This window comes from Gordonia abscondita, from assembly GCF_032711245.1.
Lineage (GTDB): Bacteria > Actinomycetota > Actinomycetes > Mycobacteriales > Mycobacteriaceae > Gordonia.
Genome location: NZ_CP128986.1, coordinates 3,707,880 through 3,722,499 on the forward strand (window position 1 = coordinate 3,707,880; position 14,620 = coordinate 3,722,499).

Annotated in this window: 12 protein-coding genes; 6 read left to right on the top strand and 6 right to left on the bottom strand. The window is 66.8% G+C overall.

The annotated features are described in order from the left end of the window. Positions 1 to 254: 254 nt before the first annotated feature. Positions 255 to 464, top strand: a complete 210-nt coding sequence (locus MP11Mi_RS17470) for a hypothetical protein (protein WP_420040136.1) — start codon at positions 255 to 257, stop codon at positions 462 to 464. Between the two features lie 373 nt (positions 465 to 837). On the opposite strand, the gene MP11Mi_RS17475 is transcribed toward MP11Mi_RS17470, so the two are convergent. The 3 genes from MP11Mi_RS17475 to MP11Mi_RS17485 all read right to left on the bottom strand — a co-directional run bounded on the left by MP11Mi_RS17475 (position 838) and on the right by MP11Mi_RS17485 (position 3,076). Beyond that, on the bottom strand, positions 838 to 2,070 hold the full coding sequence (locus MP11Mi_RS17475; RefSeq protein WP_420040137.1) for an aminotransferase family protein: 1,233 nt from the start codon (positions 2,068 to 2,070) through the stop codon (positions 838 to 840). Positions 2,071 to 2,136: 66 nt separating this feature from the next. Beyond that, a complete protein-coding gene (locus tag MP11Mi_RS17480; RefSeq protein WP_420040138.1) occupies positions 2,137 to 2,586 on the bottom strand; it encodes an SRPBCC family protein in 450 nt (149 codons plus the stop codon). Positions 2,587 to 2,599: 13 nt separating this feature from the next. Next, positions 2,600 to 3,076: a YdeI/OmpD-associated family protein gene (locus tag MP11Mi_RS17485; RefSeq protein ID WP_420040139.1), complete on the bottom strand. Its 477-nt coding sequence runs from the start codon at positions 3,074 to 3,076 to the stop codon at positions 2,600 to 2,602. 39 nt (positions 3,077 to 3,115) lie between these two features. Here MP11Mi_RS17485 and hrpA point away from each other — a divergent pair, with 39 nt between their 5' ends. After that, positions 3,116 to 6,814, top strand: a complete 3,699-nt coding sequence (hrpA, locus tag MP11Mi_RS17490; protein ID WP_420040140.1) for an ATP-dependent RNA helicase HrpA — start codon at positions 3,116 to 3,118, stop codon at positions 6,812 to 6,814. A gap of 36 nt (positions 6,815 to 6,850) precedes the next feature. On the opposite strand, the gene nrdR is transcribed toward hrpA, so the two are convergent. Then, positions 6,851 to 7,297, bottom strand: coding sequence for a transcriptional regulator NrdR (gene nrdR / locus MP11Mi_RS17495; RefSeq protein WP_420040141.1), 447 nt, complete (start codon positions 7,295 to 7,297; stop codon positions 6,851 to 6,853). Between the two features lie 75 nt (positions 7,298 to 7,372). Then, the gene (locus MP11Mi_RS17500; RefSeq protein WP_420040142.1) at positions 7,373 to 7,972 is read right to left on the bottom strand and encodes a LysM peptidoglycan-binding domain-containing protein; all 600 of its coding nucleotides are present in this window, start codon (positions 7,970 to 7,972) and stop codon (positions 7,373 to 7,375) included. Between the two features lie 245 nt (positions 7,973 to 8,217). Here MP11Mi_RS17500 and lexA point away from each other — a divergent pair, with 245 nt between their 5' ends. After that, positions 8,218 to 8,889: a transcriptional repressor LexA gene (gene lexA, locus MP11Mi_RS17505; RefSeq protein ID WP_420040143.1), complete on the top strand. Its 672-nt coding sequence runs from the start codon at positions 8,218 to 8,220 to the stop codon at positions 8,887 to 8,889. Between the two features lie 10 nt (positions 8,890 to 8,899). On the opposite strand, the gene MP11Mi_RS17510 is transcribed toward lexA, so the two are convergent. After that, positions 8,900 to 10,603, bottom strand: coding sequence for a phosphoenolpyruvate--protein phosphotransferase (locus tag MP11Mi_RS17510; protein ID WP_420040144.1), 1,704 nt, complete (start codon positions 10,601 to 10,603; stop codon positions 8,900 to 8,902). A gap of 116 nt (positions 10,604 to 10,719) precedes the next feature. Between MP11Mi_RS17510 and MP11Mi_RS17515 the strand changes: the two genes are divergently transcribed. Genes MP11Mi_RS17515 through MP11Mi_RS17525 form a run of 3 tightly spaced genes read left to right on the top strand, consistent with a single transcriptional unit; the run spans position 10,720 to position 14,571 of the window. Next, on the top strand, positions 10,720 to 11,490 hold the full coding sequence (locus MP11Mi_RS17515) for a DeoR/GlpR family DNA-binding transcription regulator (RefSeq protein WP_420040145.1): 771 nt from the start codon (positions 10,720 to 10,722) through the stop codon (positions 11,488 to 11,490). After that, a complete protein-coding gene (locus tag MP11Mi_RS17520) occupies positions 11,487 to 12,464 on the top strand; it encodes a 1-phosphofructokinase family hexose kinase (protein ID WP_420040146.1) in 978 nt (325 codons plus the stop codon). The genes MP11Mi_RS17515 and MP11Mi_RS17520 overlap by 4 nt, the downstream gene beginning before the upstream one ends. 34 nt (positions 12,465 to 12,498) lie before the next feature. Further along, positions 12,499 to 14,571: a PTS fructose transporter subunit IIABC gene (locus tag MP11Mi_RS17525; RefSeq protein ID WP_420040147.1), complete on the top strand. Its 2,073-nt coding sequence runs from the start codon at positions 12,499 to 12,501 to the stop codon at positions 14,569 to 14,571. Positions 14,572 to 14,620 lie beyond the last annotated feature (49 nt).

Below are 14,620 nucleotides of genomic sequence, written 5' to 3' on the forward strand. Positions count from 1 at the left end.
AACTCGCGCCGCCGCCACACAAGCCTGCCGCAATCCAACTCGTCATCGACGCCGAGAGCGGTGCTGTCCTGCAAGGCCGCAACGACCACTTCGCGTCACACACGTCGTTCGCCGAGTTCGTCCTCGACACGCGCCACGACGTTGACTTTTTCCGGTGGGACGGACCCGCTCAGACCCAGGAGGAATTCCGCGCGGAGATTCGCCGACAGGAGGCTCTGGGGCGGCAACAGGAAGTCGAGTGGTTTCGAGACAACGTGACGCCGGATCCGATCACCATCACGGTGGCGGTCACGCTGGTACCTGAAGACCTGCGACACCTCGACGGCGGCGAGATCGTCTTCAGGCTCAACGACGGTGCCACGGGCGTCTTCTTCCTCGTTGCGCGGCGGCCGCGCTCGACGTCGCCGTGGGTGCACCCGAGCGGTACGCGCCATTCCGTTCTTCTGGTCGACGGACCTGCATGATTGGGCGCTCGGTTCGGGGAAGCCCGTCGATCCGGCGACGGTCACCAGCCTGCAAACTGTGTTACACCCCGAACGTCCTAGCACCGCCGCTGAGTTCCCCACCATGCGGCGCTAGCGCACAAGACGAAACGGACCCCGTATCGCGCGAACGTCGCGCGGTACGGGGTCCGCCTTCTTCAGGTGGGCGACCGCCGTCAGGCGGCGGCCACCTCCTCAGTCCTGAAAGAAATCATCTTCTGGACCACCTCCTTTCCTCTGACGAATCGAACGCTACGCCGGAGCAGAGATGGCCCGCAACGGATTTATCTCGACAGTTCGCCGGTCCCGACAGATTGCCGGCCCCTACAAGGTCACCGGCCTACAGTTCACCGGCCTACAGTTCGCGCAGCGCCGCGGCGAAGCGGTCCGCCATCTCGCCTACCTCGTCGGTCGTCATGACGAACGCTGGCGAGACCTGCAACGCCCCTTGTCCTGCGGCACGCGAACTCACGCCGTGCTCGCGGAGCTTGCCGATCGCTGCGACCGCCTGGCTCGGGTCGGCGAGCTGCACAGCGGTCACCGCACCGAGGCCGGTGCGCACCTGCGCAACCGCATCCAGATCTGCCAACGGCGAGAATGCCTGTGCCAGATCGGATTCGAGGCGGTTGGCGCCGTCCAGCAAGTTCTCCCGCTCAATGATGTCGAGATTCGCCAGCGCAGCCGCGGCCGACACGTTGTGGCCACCGTAGGTGTAGCCGTGACGGAACCAGGTGCCGCCAGCGAAGAACGGCTCGGCCACACGCGGTGCCACGATGAGCGCGCCCATCGGAACGTACCCGCTGGTGAGTCCCTTCGCGGTGGTGACCATATCCGGCTGCAGGTCGAATCGAGACGAGGCGAACCATTCATTGGCCCCGATACGGCCGAAGCCGGTGACGACCTCGTCGACGACGAACAGCACGTTGTGATCGCGGCAGATCTCGCGGACCTCACGCAGGTAACCGTCCGGCGGGAGGTAGACGCCGCCCGCACCGATAATCGGCTCGACGAAGAATGCGGCGATGTTGTCGGCTCCGACGCGCTCGATCAAGCCGAGGAGGCTCTTTGCGTCGTCCCAGTCGACGGTCTCGGTATCGGGGAGGATCTGGCCGTAGCCTTCAGCGTTCGCCGGGATGCCGGCGAGCGATGTACCCGCAGCATGCATACCGTGGTACGCCTTGGTGCGGCCGACGACGACCTTCTTCTCTGGCTTACCCTGCTCCACCCAGTAGCGGCGCGCCAGTTTGAACGCGCTGTCGACCGAGTCGCTGCCACCGAGGGTGAACATCACCTTCGAACCGGCGACCGGCGCCATACCCGCCACCCGCTCGGCCAGTTCGAGCGTCACATCGGACGCGAAGTCACCGAAGTTCGAGTAGTGCGCGATCGTCGACGCCTGCTTGGCGATCGCCTCCGCCACCTCAGTACGACCGTGACCAATGTTGGTAAACCACAGTCCCGCAGTGGCGTCGATGTACTCGCCACCCTTGTCGTCGAAGACTCGACTGCCTTCACCTCGGGTGATGACGAACGGACCGCTCGCGCTCACCGCACCCATGTCTGCAAAACCATGCCAAAGAGAACCCATGCTCCAAATATCGCACGGCACAGCGGGTGTCCGCTCGGCGGTCCCAGGAAAATGTGAGCTGGTCGGTCAGTGCTCGCGAACAGCGAGCTCCGCGAGCCGATCAATCGACAACCGGAGCTTGTCGGCAGTCGTCGCGCGGGCGCGCGCCTCACGCTTATCGTCGTGCAGATCCGTCCAGTCGTACGTGTGGATCACAGCGACACCGTCGTCGGCGGGTTCGATCTCCCATCGCCACAGATGTCCGGGCGGCGCGGCGCCGACTTCGGACGGCTGCCAGGCGATGAGTCGCGCCTCAGTGAACTCGACGACCAGATTGCGTCGGACAGCACCGTTGGTGAGCGTCGTATCGAAAGTGTCGCCGATGGCACGCACACGGTGCCCCGGAGCCGAAACGGCGAGATTGTCGTTGCCGTCCCACTCGGGTTGGCGTGCCGGGTCGGCGATCAGTTCGAATACTGTCTCCGGCGACGCCCGCACGACCCGTTGCGCCGACACCACCCGCTGCTGCTCACTCATGACAGACAGGAGATCACGTCGCACGCAGCTCGGCAACGACGGCGGCGACGCGACGATCCACCGTCTCGGGGCGTTTGGCCGCCGCAACCGTGCGCGCGGCCTCCTTCCGCCGGGAGTACGACCACGCGTCGAACACCGCCCGCGCCCCCGCCTCCTCGAGCGCGGACGCCAGAGCGTGCGGAACGTCGACGGACCGCTCACGACGGTCGAGGACGATCGTCACATCCACGTCGTCGCCGATCTCGACGCCCAACTCGGCGCGCGCGGCCTTCGACAGTCCGATCAGGTTGGCGCCGCCCATCCGCGCCAAGCGCAGACGAGCACTACGTTCACCGATCGTCACGACCACGGCCGCCCGACTACCGCCGCCGAGGTCGGCGACCTGCGCATCGGTCAGTTCGACGGCGGTCGCCGGTCCGACTGGATCGAGTCGAGTGTGCAGAACCAGCGCCGGACGGTCGTCGGCGACGTTCGTGGAATCGGCGCTCATGGAACGTGATTGTGCCGCAGCCGTAGAATCGACGCCATCATGTCGTCGCCTCTGACCATCACGTATCCCCCGGAACTCCCCGTCAGCGCCTGCCGCGCGGAGATCGCCGAAGCGATCACCGACCATCAGGTCGTCGTTATCGCGGGCGAGACCGGATCCGGCAAGACCACCCAGCTGCCGAAGATCTGCCTCGAATTGGGCCGCACCGCGATCGGCCACACCCAGCCGCGGCGTATCGCCGCGACCTCGGTCGCCGGGCGCATCGCGGACGAGCTGGGCACCGAGGTCGGCACGACTGTCGGTTACCAGGTTCGATTCTCCGACAAGAGTTCCAAGGCCACACAGATCAAGGTGATGACCGACGGCATCCTCCTGCGCGAGATCACCACCGATCCGTTGCTCCGCGGCTACGACACGATCATCATCGACGAGGCGCACGAACGCAGCCTCAACATCGACTTCCTCCTCGGCTACCTCAAGCAACTGTTGCCCAGGCGGCGCGACCTTAAAGTCATCATCACGTCGGCGACCATCGAACCCGACCGGTTCGCCCGCCACTTCGCCGGGCCCGACGACGCCGTCCCCATCATCGAGGTGTCGGGGCGAACGTATCCGGTCGAGACCCGATACCGCCCACTGACATCCGACGACACCGATCACGCCGACCTCGACCAGATCGCCGCCATCGACGCGGCCGTCGGCGAACTGTGGTCCGGCGGTGCAGGCGACATCCTCGTGTTCCTCCCGACCGAACGCGATATCCGCGAGACCGCCGAAGCGCTCGGTAAGTCCCGCGGGAACGGTCAACGCGGAGCGGGCGGAGTCGAGATCCTCGCCCTCTACGCCCGCCTGTCCGTCGCCGAGCAGCACCGGGTGTTCAGCCCGTCGAACGGTCGCCGGATCGTCTTGGCCACCAACGTCGCCGAGACCTCACTGACCGTGCCGGGCATTCGGTACGTCATCGACACCGGCACCGCACGCATCTCCCGCTATTCCACACGGACCAAGGTGACGCGTCTCCCCATCGAGAAGGTGTCGCAGGCCAGCGCGCGTCAGCGAGCGGGCCGCTGCGGTCGCGTCGCGCCTGGCGTCTGCATCCGCCTCTATGCCGAAGACGACTTCGACGGCCGTCCGGAGTACACCGATCCTGAGATCCTCCGCAGCAATCTCGCCGCCGTCATCCTGTCGATGCTGTCGCTACGCCTCGGCGACATCACCGACTTCCCGTTCGTCCAGCCGCCGGAGTTCCGCGCAGTCCGCGACGGTATGGCCCTGCTGTCCGAACTCGGAGCGGTCACCGACACTGATTCGGCCGTCGCCAGGCTCACGAAGGTCGGCACCACGCTGTCCCGCCTGCCCGTCGACCCGAGGCTTGGACGGATGCTCGTCGCGGGACACGAGAACGGATGCCTGGACCATGTCTTGGTGATCGCTGCGGCGCTCGCGCTGCCCGACGTCCGCGAATTCCCGTCCGACAAGCGGGAGGCCGCACAGGCCGCGCACCGACGCCACGCCGTCCCCGGCTCGGAATTCATGGGGTATCTCAAACTGTGGGCGTACCTCGACGAGCAACGAGACGAACTGTCTGGCAATCAGTTCCGGCGACAGTGCGAACGCGAGTTCATCCACTACCTCCGGGTGCGGGAATGGTGGGACCTGCATAGACAGCTCAAACGGACGGTCCGCGACCTCAAATGGCAGATGCCCGAGACGCAGGCAGACTCGACCACCGTCCACAAGTCGCTGTTGACGGGTCTGCTGACCAATGTGGGCGCCCGGCAGGGAGACACACGCGAATTCCTCGGTACCCGCGGCACCAAGTTCTCAATATTCCCCGGTTCGTCCCTCTCATCGAAGCCGCCCGCCTTTGTAATGACGGCCGAACTGATGGAGACCTCACGGCTGTTCGCTCACACAGTCGCCGCGATCGACCCAGAGTGGGTCGAACAGGCGGCGGGAGACCTCGTCAGCCGCACCTACAGCGAACCGCATTGGTCGACGCGTCGAGCCGCGGTGATGGCCTACGAGCGCGTCACCCTGTACGGCGTCCCACTGATCGCGCAGCGCCGCGTCCACTACGGGCCGATCGACCCGAAGACGGCCCGCGAGATCTTCATCATGGAAGCGCTAGTCGGCGGCCGGTGGCGCAGTCGACACGCGTTCGTCGAGCACAATGCGCGAATGCTGAAAGACGTTGAGGACCTCGAGCATCGCGCCCGACGACGCGACGTCGGGATGAGCGACACGGAACTGTTCGACTTCTACGACGCTCGACTACCCGCGAACATAGTCTCCGCCAGGCATTTCGACTCGTGGTGGAAGAAGGCCGGACGTACCGATCCGACCCTGCTCGACCTGACTGCCGACATGTTCGCAACCGACGACACACCCCAAGCCACCGAGTTTCCGTCGGCCTGGAAGCAGGGCGAGGCGCGGCTGGAATTGCGGTACAACTTCTCCCCCGGAGCACCCGACGACGGCGTGACCGTCGTCGTCCCCCGCGACCTGCTCGACCACGTGCATGACGCCGGCTTCGACTGGTTGGTTCCCGGCATGCGTTCGGAATTGGCGACCGCGCTCGTGAAGTCGTTGCCGAAGGGTCTGCGCAAGTCCATGTCTCCCGCGCAACGCTATGCCGACCTAGCCCTCGACCAAGTGTCTCCGCGCTCCGAACCGCTCATTCCGGCGTTGGCCCGAGAGCTGTCGTCGATCACCCGGACTTCGCTGGGCCCCCGAGACTTCCGCCCCGAGAATCTACCTGCGCACCTGCGCATGCATTACGCGATCACCGATCCAAAGGGCGCCGTAGTCGCGCGCGGCGATCGCCTCGCCGACCTTCGCTCCCAGTTGAGCCCCGCCGGCGCGGGCGCACCCGCCCAGACGTTCACGACTTGGACAGCGGACGGAATCGGCGTCCTCGCTGAGGAACGCACCCAGACGATCGCCGGTCAACGTGTCACCCGCTATCCGACGCTGGCTGTCGTGCCCGGCAGCGGGGTCAAGCTCGTCGACGTCGCCACTGCGGCAGCACGCGATGCCGGCGTCGCATCCGCGGTCCGTGAACTCCTCGTGCGATCCGTGGCCCCGCCTGCGCGTCGACTCGCATCGTCGTTGCCACCGGCCCGCAAGCTCGCGCTGAGTCAGAGTCCCTACCGGGACGTCGACGCGCTGCTCGCCGACTGCACCAGACGTGCCGTCATCGATGTGGTGGCCACACGCACGGATGTCACGGAGGTGCGGACGGCAGACGACTTCGCCGCGTTGTCGGCATTGGTCGCGCCGATGATCCGACAGACGGCCCCGGAGTACTTCGACGGCGCCGTGGACGCACTCGCGGAGTATTCGCAGGTGCGCCGCGCCGTTGATCAGCGCGCAGGCACGCTGGCCGCCGACGACGTCGCGGACCAGATCGCAAACCTCGTTTTCGATGGTTTCGTCGGCGTGACGTCCGGTGCGCGGCTCCGCGCGCTACCCCGATATCTGGCCGCGGCCCGCGTCCGGTTGGACGCACTTGAGGGGTCCGCCGCTCGCGACAACGAAGGGACGGCAGTGATCGACCGCCTCGTATCGGTGTGGAATCAGCGTCTCGCGCAAGTGCCCGAGGCGCGGCACGACGCGCTCAACGAGTTGGTCCAGTGGCAGTTGGAAGAGCTTCGCGTGAGCTTGTTCGCTCAGCAACTGGGCACGGCAGGCCCGATCTCGGAGAAACGAGTCCGCAAAGCGATCGAGAGCTTCTGAGTGTCTGCGACTAGTTACTGGTCGCCGACTGCGCGGTCAGACGCGACTGTGAAGTTCGTCGATCTCGCGTTGGAAGTCATCGGCCGACTCGAACGACTTGTAGACCGACGCGAACCTCAAGTAGGCGACCTCGTCTAGATCGCGGAGCGGACTCAGGATTGCCAGACCGACCTCGTTGCTGGGGATCTCGGCCGACCCGGAGCCACGGACGGAGTCTTCGACCTGCGACGCGAGTTTCGCGAGAGCATCCTCGTCGACGTGGCGACCCTGGCAGGCACGCCGAACGCCTTGCATGACCTTCTCGCGACTGAACGGCTCCGAGACACCGTTGCGTTTGACGACGGACAGGACGGCGGCTTCGACGGTACTGAATCGGCGACCACACTCGGCGCACGACCGACGGCGGCGGATCGCCAGACCGTCCTCTGCGACGCGGGAATCTACCACTCGTGTGTCGTCGTTCTTGCAGAACGGGCAGCGCATGCTTGAAAGAATACGCGTAGGCGCCACACTCGCCCTCACACTGGTCCCCTCACGCCAGCTCCACTACACCGGAGTTCAGTACGCCGGGGCGATCAGCGGCTGACCGATCCGCAGTCCCGAGGACTCCAGGTGGTTGAGTTCTCGCAACTGCTCCACAACTCCGGCCACCGGTAGGTCGGCGGCGATCCTGCGGGCGACGTCCGACAGCGACTCACCGCTGCGTACGTGGACGACCTCGGTTACGCCCGGAGTGTTCGGCGTGGCCGCGTCCGCATAGTTTGACCCGACGATCGCCAGCAACCAGACCGTGCCGGCCAGAACGGACCCGAGAAGCAGGGCGCCGACGACTCGACGTCGAGCGATCACGGCGTCGATGTTCGAACGCCTGGCAACCGGCGTCCGCAGCCCCGCGCGACCGGCAGCCGGCGCCTGCTCCAGACGTCCGGCGCGCTGCGAACCGCGCTCTGCTGCCGGACGGCGACGGACCTCGAGAGTGCTGACACGACGCGGCGCTCGCCCAGTCGGGCGGCACAGTCGAGCAGATGCATCAGCTCGCGCAAGCGTCTGTGAGCGTTGCTCGACGACCGGTATATCGCAGGTCATCGCGGTGATCTGGGCTCGCTCGGGCGCACGCCGCGAACGCTGGTCAGGGCGGGAGATCAATACCTGAGCCATCGGATACTCCTCATCGATCGTGTGTTCGAAGAACTCTTGTTCGATAGTAAACACCACGGCACCGACAAAGTCAGCGACACGTCGAACAATTGTTTGAAATCTGTGATCTGTTCGACTAGCGTGAGGAACAGATCGGACACCGATGTTCGAACAGATCTCACACCCAGCCGGGTCACCCGATGGGTCGCCGATCACGCACGATCGACCACGCACGATCGACTACGCACGATGAGGAAGGACCGACGATGGCTGACACCCCCGATCCACTGCTCTCGACGTCGACACTGGAGGCGTCCCTGACGCAGCGCCAGCGCGAGGTGCTCGATGTCATCCGCAAGTCGGTCCGCGAACGCGGTTACCCACCGAGCATCCGTGAGATCGGCGAGGCCGTCGGCCTTACCTCCACCTCGTCGGTGGCGCACCAGTTGCGAACACTGGAACGACGCGGCCTGCTCAAACGCGACCCGCATCGGCCTCGCGCAGTGAACGTTCGTGATGACAACCGCACGCCGCCGTCAGACGATTCGTCCGAAGGACTACCCACGCCGACGTTCGTTCCCGTGCTCGGCCGCATCGCGGCAGGTGGCCCGATCCTGGCGGAGCAGGCTGTCGAAGAAGTCTTCCCGATGCCGAAGGAACTCGTCGGAGACGGCTCACTGTTCATGCTCCGGGTGGTCGGCGAGTCGATGATCGACGCCGCGATCTGCGACGGCGACTGGGTCGTCGTCCGTCAGCAGAATGTCGCCGAAAACGGCGATATTGTGGCGGCGATGATCGACGGCGAAGCGACTGTCAAGACCTTCAAGCGCAGAGACGGCCACGTCTGGCTCATGCCCCACAACGAGCATTTCGACCCCATCCCCGGTGACGACGCCGCCGTACTAGGCAAAGTCGTCACCGTGATGCGGCGAATCTAGGATCCGGAATCTAGCCCGTCACAGCGCGCGCCGCATCGCGCGCACCCGACGCACTGGTCGCCGCGAGTGCCGCACGAGCGGCCTCGCGGCACTGTTGCATCGTGACGGTGCCTAATTTCAGGCCGACTGCGGCCGATGCGGCGGGCGCCGACGACAGCGAACGCACGCCGAGCCCGACGAGGACACAGGCCAACAGCGGGTCGGCGGCGGCCTCACCGCACACGCCGACATTCTTTCCCGCCCGCTCGCCCGCGGCGCCGACCATGCCGATCAGGGCGAGCACCGCAGGCTGCCACGGGTCGGTCAACGACGCCAGTTCTGGCGACATCCGGTCGGCCGCCATCGTGTACTGCGTGAGGTCGTTGGTGCCGATCGATACGAAGTCGACCTCGGCGAGGATCGCGTCGGCCATGATCGCCGCCGACGGCACTTCGACCATCACGCCCGGAACCATGCCGCGGTCGCGCACCTGCGCGGCGAATTCACGCGCCTCGTCCACCGTTGCGATCATCGGCGCCATCACCCACGGCACGGCCGCGGAGCCGTGCGCGGCCGCGGCGAGCGCGTCAAGTTGTCCGCGCCGGATCTCGGGGTGCGAGACGGCCGTTCGGTTGCCGCGCACACCCATCGCTGGATTCGGCTCGAGTTCGGTCTCGACGAATCGCAGCGGCTTGTCCGAACCTGCGTCGAGGGTTCGGATGACCACCTTCTGGCCGTTGAACGCCTCGATGACCTCCCGATACAGAGCCTCCTGTTCGTCGACGGTCGGTTCGGTCGCACGGTCGAGGAAGGCGAGTTCGGTCCGGAACAGTCCGACGCCCTGGACCGGTGACTGCGTCGCGGTCCGAGCTGAGACGCCGTCGGCGACGTTCGCGAGGATCGCGATCGGCACCCCGTCTGCGGTAACGCCGGGACCGGACCACGACGCCACGAGGGCTGCCTGTTCCCGCGCCCGCGTCACCGCTGCCGCGATCGCCTCGGTGTCCGGTTCGGACCCGACAGTCCCGGCATCCCCGTCGACGTAGGCTGCTACACCCGAGGGGATCTCATCGAGGTCCACAGTTGCGACGACACACGGGATCCCGAGCTGGCGAGCGATGATCGCGGTGTGGCTGCTCGGTCCACCCTGGCGCATTGCGAGTCCGACAACGAGTTCCGGGTTCAGTCCGGCCGTGTCGGCGGGGGCAAGATCGTCGGCGCACAGTATCGACGGCGTCTCGGGCGTCGGGATACCCGGCTCTGGGAGCCCCAGCAGTTCGGCAACGACCCGGTCTCGTACGTCTCGGAGATCGGTGACCCGTTCGGCCATTAGCCCACCGAGCTTGGTGAACATGTCGACGAACTTCTCTGTCGCCGCGGCGGCCGCCGCCGGTGCGGGTGTGCCTGAATCGATGAGTCCGGCGGCAGCGGATATCCAGCCGCGGTCGCGCGCGAGACCCGCCGTCGCCGATAAGACTTCGGCAGAGACGCCGGTGCTGTGCGAGGCTCGGTCGGCCAACCGCGCGCCCACCGCCTCGGCGGCGTCGACGAACGCCTGCTTCTGCGCGTCCCGCTCGCCTTCGGGCACCGCGGGCGCGTCGGCGTCGAACGCCGGCCTATCCCCCACGCGGATCACAGGTCCGTACGCGAGACCGCCGACCACCGGGGTTCCGGTGACGACGATCGACGCGTCGAACGGATTGGACACGGCCGCTGCGGTCTCACTGGCACTCATGTGAGATAGATTACAAGAATGTCTTGACTTTGCAAGCGATACACGGGTAAACACAGATCAAGTCCACGTATTCACAGGTAAATCAACATTGATCGGCTTCGAGGAGGCAACGCGCGATGTACGCCGAGGAACGTCAGCAGGCCATCGCCGCCGAGGTCGGCGAGCGAGGACGCGTGTCGGTTACCGACCTGTCCGAGCGGTTCTCCGTGACCGGCGAGACCGTGCGGCGCGACCTGGCCGCGCTGCAGCGCGCGGGATCACTGATCCGGGTGCACGGTGGAGCCGTGCGCCTCGACGTGGCAGCCGTCGTCGACGAACCCGATCTCGCCGAACGTGAGGCCGCGCGCCGCACCCAGAAGGCGGCGATTGGAGCGGCCGCACAACGCTTCCTCCCCGCTACCGGCGGTGCGGTCCTCTTCGATGCCGGAACCACTACATTCGCCGCGGCGGCAGCCCTCGGCGCCGACACGCGCCACCAGTTCGTCACCAACAGTCTGCCGATCGCCGCAACATTGACGGGTCTACCCCGCTCGAACGTTATCTTCGTCGGCGGGCGGCTCCGCCCGAAGACACAGGCCTCCGTCGGCGCCGACGCGTGCGACGTGCTCGCTGGGCTCCACACCAGCGTCGGCTTCATCGGCACCAACGGGCTGACGCTCACCGACGGCCTCTCCACCCCGGACGTCGACGAAGCCGCCGTGAAGCGCGCGATGATCGCCGCCTGCGACCAGGTCGTCGTTCTCGCCGACTCGTCGAAGATCAATCGACAGGAACTCGTCACGTTCGGTGCCGTCGCCGACATCGACGTGCTCATCACCGACGACGGCATCGATCCCGGACTCGTCTCGGTCCTCTTCTCCCACGACATCGAGGTGGTCACCGCATGATCCTCACCGTTACCGCCAACCCCAGTATCGACCGCACCGTCGAACTCGACGGCCCGCTCCGCCCCGGCGGCGTCCACCGCACGAGAGCCTCCGGCGATCAGCCCGGAGGCAAAGGAGTCAACGTTGCGCGCGCGGTATCCGCAGCAGGCATGGACGCCATCGCGCTGATGCCCGCCCGCCCTGATGACCCCTTCGTCCGACACCTCGACGCGGTCGGCCTCTCGCGGGCCGCCGTCGAAGTTGCAGGCGACGTCCGTATCAACTTGACGCTCGTCGCCCCTGACGGAGTGACGACCAAGATCAACGCTCCCGGCGCCACGCTCGATGGCGACGAATCGGCCCGACTCACCGCCACCGTCGTCGAACTCGCCGCAGGCGCAGACTGGCTGGCGCTGTGCGGGTCGTTGCCCCCGGGCCTGGCCGCATCGTGGTATGCCGATCTCATCGAGAAGTTGACGGTCGAGAAGTCGACGGGCACACGGGTGCAAGTCGCCGTGGATACCTCGGGCGAACCCCTGGCACAGGTCGCCCGAACACGGCCCGACCTTCTCAAACCTAATGCCGAGGAGCTAGCCGAACTGACCGGCGCGGATCCGGCCGCTCTCGAAAGTCATGCCGCCGCGGGTGATCCGTCGGCCGCCGCCGACGCATCGGCCCGTCTCGCGGCGTCGACCGGCGGCGCCGTCCTCACCACGCTCGGCGGTTCGGGCGCACTTCTCGCGACCGGCGACGGCGTGTGGTTCGCGACGGCTCCAGCAGTCCGGGTCCGAAGCACGGTCGGCGCGGGCGACTCGTCGCTGGCCGGCTATCTGATCTCCGAGCAGCGCGGAGACGACGAGCCGACACGCCTGCGGACGGCGGTCGCCTACGGATCAGCGGCAGCCGCACTTCCCGGAACCACCCCGCCGACACCGGACCTCGTCGACGCTAGCGCCGTCACCGCCAGCCCGGTCGCCGTCACCCGACTCTCCTGAGAACCCCACCACCCCACGACTAGAGGCAGAGACCATGTCCGATCCCATCATCACACCGTCCCTGGTGCTCCTGGACGCCGACGCAGGCGACGACGCTGACGCCGTCATCCGTCGACTCGCCGGACTCGTCGGCGCCGACGGACGGTCGTCCGATCCCACCGACCTGGTCGACGGCGCGCTTGCGCGCGAGTCGAGTTCGCCGACCGGACTTCCCGGTGGCATCGCCATCCCCCACGCCCGCGCCGAGTCGGTGACCGTCGCGACTCTCGCAATGGCCCGCCTCTCGAAGCCCGTCGACTTCGGCGCCGCCGACGGACCAGCCGACATCGTCTTCCTCATCGCGGCACCCGCGGGCGCGGGCAGCGAGCACATGAAGGTGCTCAGCGCGCTGGCGCGGGCACTCGTGCGGCCTGAGTTCGTGCAGAGTCTGCGGGATGCGCGCGACGCGGACGCCGTCGTCGCGCTCGTCACCGACGCTGTTACGCCCGCCGCGAAGCCTGCCGCAGCAGTTCCCACCGCGTCCGCCAGCGAGAGTCCCGGCGCGAAGGCCGCTCAGCGCGCAGAGATCGACGGGCCGGCCTCCGACAGCCCGTCGCACCGGACCTCGATCCTGGCGGTCACCGCCTGCCCGACTGGCATCGCCCACACGTATATGGCGGCGGACGCCCTGAAACTGGCCGCCGAGCGCGCGGACGTCGAGTTCGCAGTCGAGACGCAGGGCTCGTCCGGTACCACTCCGTTCACGGCGCGCCAGCTTGCTGATGCGGACGCTGTCATCTTCGCGACCGACGTTGGGGTCAAGGGACGGAGCCGGTTCGCCGGCACGCCGCTCATCGAGTCCGGCGTGAAGCGGGGAATCAACGAACCGGATGCAATGATCGCCGAGGCCGTCGCCGCGTCCACCGATCCGCATGCGCGGACCGTCGCCTCGGGCGACTCGACCGACCGAGCCGAGGAGAACGAGGACGGCGGCATCGGTGTCGGCGGTCGCCTCAAGCAAGCGTTGCTGACCGGCGTCAGTTACATGATCCCGTTCGTCGCCGCGGGCGGACTGTTGATGGCGTTGGGCTTCCTGATCGCCGGATATGAAATCGGCAGCAGCACGTTGTCGCCGGACATGTCCGACGGCGCGTACGTCGCCCTGCACAACAGTCTGTGGGACCTGCCGGCCGGCGGTCTCGCCCAGTACATCGGCGGCGTCAGCTTTGCCGTCGGCACGACAGCGATGAGTCTGATGGTCGCGGTGCTCGCCGGCTATATCGCGTATGCGATCGCCGACCGTCCAGGGCTCGCGCCGGGCTTCACCGCGGGCGTCATCGCCGTGACCGTCGGCGGTGGCTTCATCGGCGGCATCGTCGGCGGCCTGATCGCGGGCGTCGTAGCGCTGTGGATCTCGCGGATCCCGCTTCCGCAATGGGCTCGCGGCCTACAACCGGTCGTCCTCATCCCGCTGATCGCGACCGCCGTCACCGGCGTCGTCATGTTCATGCTGCTCTCGCGTCCGTTGTCGTGGGTCAACACCGAACTCGAGGACGCGCTCAACTCCATGTCGGGTACGTCCAAGGTGGTCCTCGGCGTGGTGATCGGCTTGATGATGTGCTTCGACCTCGGTGGTCCGGTCAACAAGGCCGCCTACGCGGTCGGCGTCGCCGGACTCGGCGCTGCCGGTGCGGGCATCGCCCAGTGGGAGTTCATGGCCGCAGTGATGGCCGCCGGGATGGTCCCGCCGCTCGCTCTCGCACTCGCGACCGTCCTGCGGCCGGGACTGTTCACCGAGCCCGAGCGAGAGAACGGCAAGGCTGCTTGGCTGCTCGGCGCATCCTTCATCTCCGAAGGCGCCATCCCGTTCGCCGCCGCCGACCCATTCCGGGTGATCCCGCCGATGATGCTTGGCGGCGCGATCACCGGCGGCCTGTCAATGGCGCTCGGCGTGCAGTTGCGGGCGCCTCACGGCGGCGTATTCGTCATGTTCGCCATGAACGGCACCTGGTGGAAGTTCCTGATCGCTATTGTCGTTGGCATGGTGGTCGCGGCGATCGGCGTGGTCGCCACCAAACAGATCAAGACCAGCGCACCCGAGAAGGCACCCGAGCCCGCACTCGCCTGACTGATTCCGTCCTCCCCCTACACACACCTCCGAAGTAGAAAGGCACCAA

What these genes read in the sequence shown, in the direction of transcription:
- MP11Mi_RS17475 (WP_420040137.1), bottom strand. Translation starts at nt 2,070, where the DNA reads ATGGGTTCTCTTTGGCATGGTTTTGCAGACATGGGTGCGGTGAGCGCG.
- MP11Mi_RS17480 (WP_420040138.1), bottom strand. Translation starts at nt 2,586, where the DNA reads ATGAGTGAGCAGCAGCGGGTGGTGTCGGCGCAACGGGTCGTGCGGGCG.
- MP11Mi_RS17485 (WP_420040139.1), bottom strand. Translation starts at nt 3,076, where the DNA reads ATGAGCGCCGATTCCACGAACGTCGCCGACGACCGTCCGGCGCTGGTT.
- hrpA (WP_420040140.1), top strand. Translation starts at nt 3,116, where the DNA reads ATGTCGTCGCCTCTGACCATCACGTATCCCCCGGAACTCCCCGTCAGC.
- nrdR (WP_420040141.1), bottom strand. Translation starts at nt 7,297, where the DNA reads ATGCGCTGCCCGTTCTGCAAGAACGACGACACACGAGTGGTAGATTCC.
- MP11Mi_RS17500 (WP_420040142.1), bottom strand. Translation starts at nt 7,972, where the DNA reads ATGGCTCAGGTATTGATCTCCCGCCCTGACCAGCGTTCGCGGCGTGCG.
- lexA (WP_420040143.1), top strand. Translation starts at nt 8,218, where the DNA reads ATGGCTGACACCCCCGATCCACTGCTCTCGACGTCGACACTGGAGGCG.
- MP11Mi_RS17510 (WP_420040144.1), bottom strand. Translation starts at nt 10,603, where the DNA reads ATGAGTGCCAGTGAGACCGCAGCGGCCGTGTCCAATCCGTTCGACGCG.
- MP11Mi_RS17515 (WP_420040145.1), top strand. Translation starts at nt 10,720, where the DNA reads ATGTACGCCGAGGAACGTCAGCAGGCCATCGCCGCCGAGGTCGGCGAG.
- MP11Mi_RS17520 (WP_420040146.1), top strand. Translation starts at nt 11,487, where the DNA reads ATGATCCTCACCGTTACCGCCAACCCCAGTATCGACCGCACCGTCGAA.
- MP11Mi_RS17525 (WP_420040147.1), top strand. Translation starts at nt 12,499, where the DNA reads ATGTCCGATCCCATCATCACACCGTCCCTGGTGCTCCTGGACGCCGAC.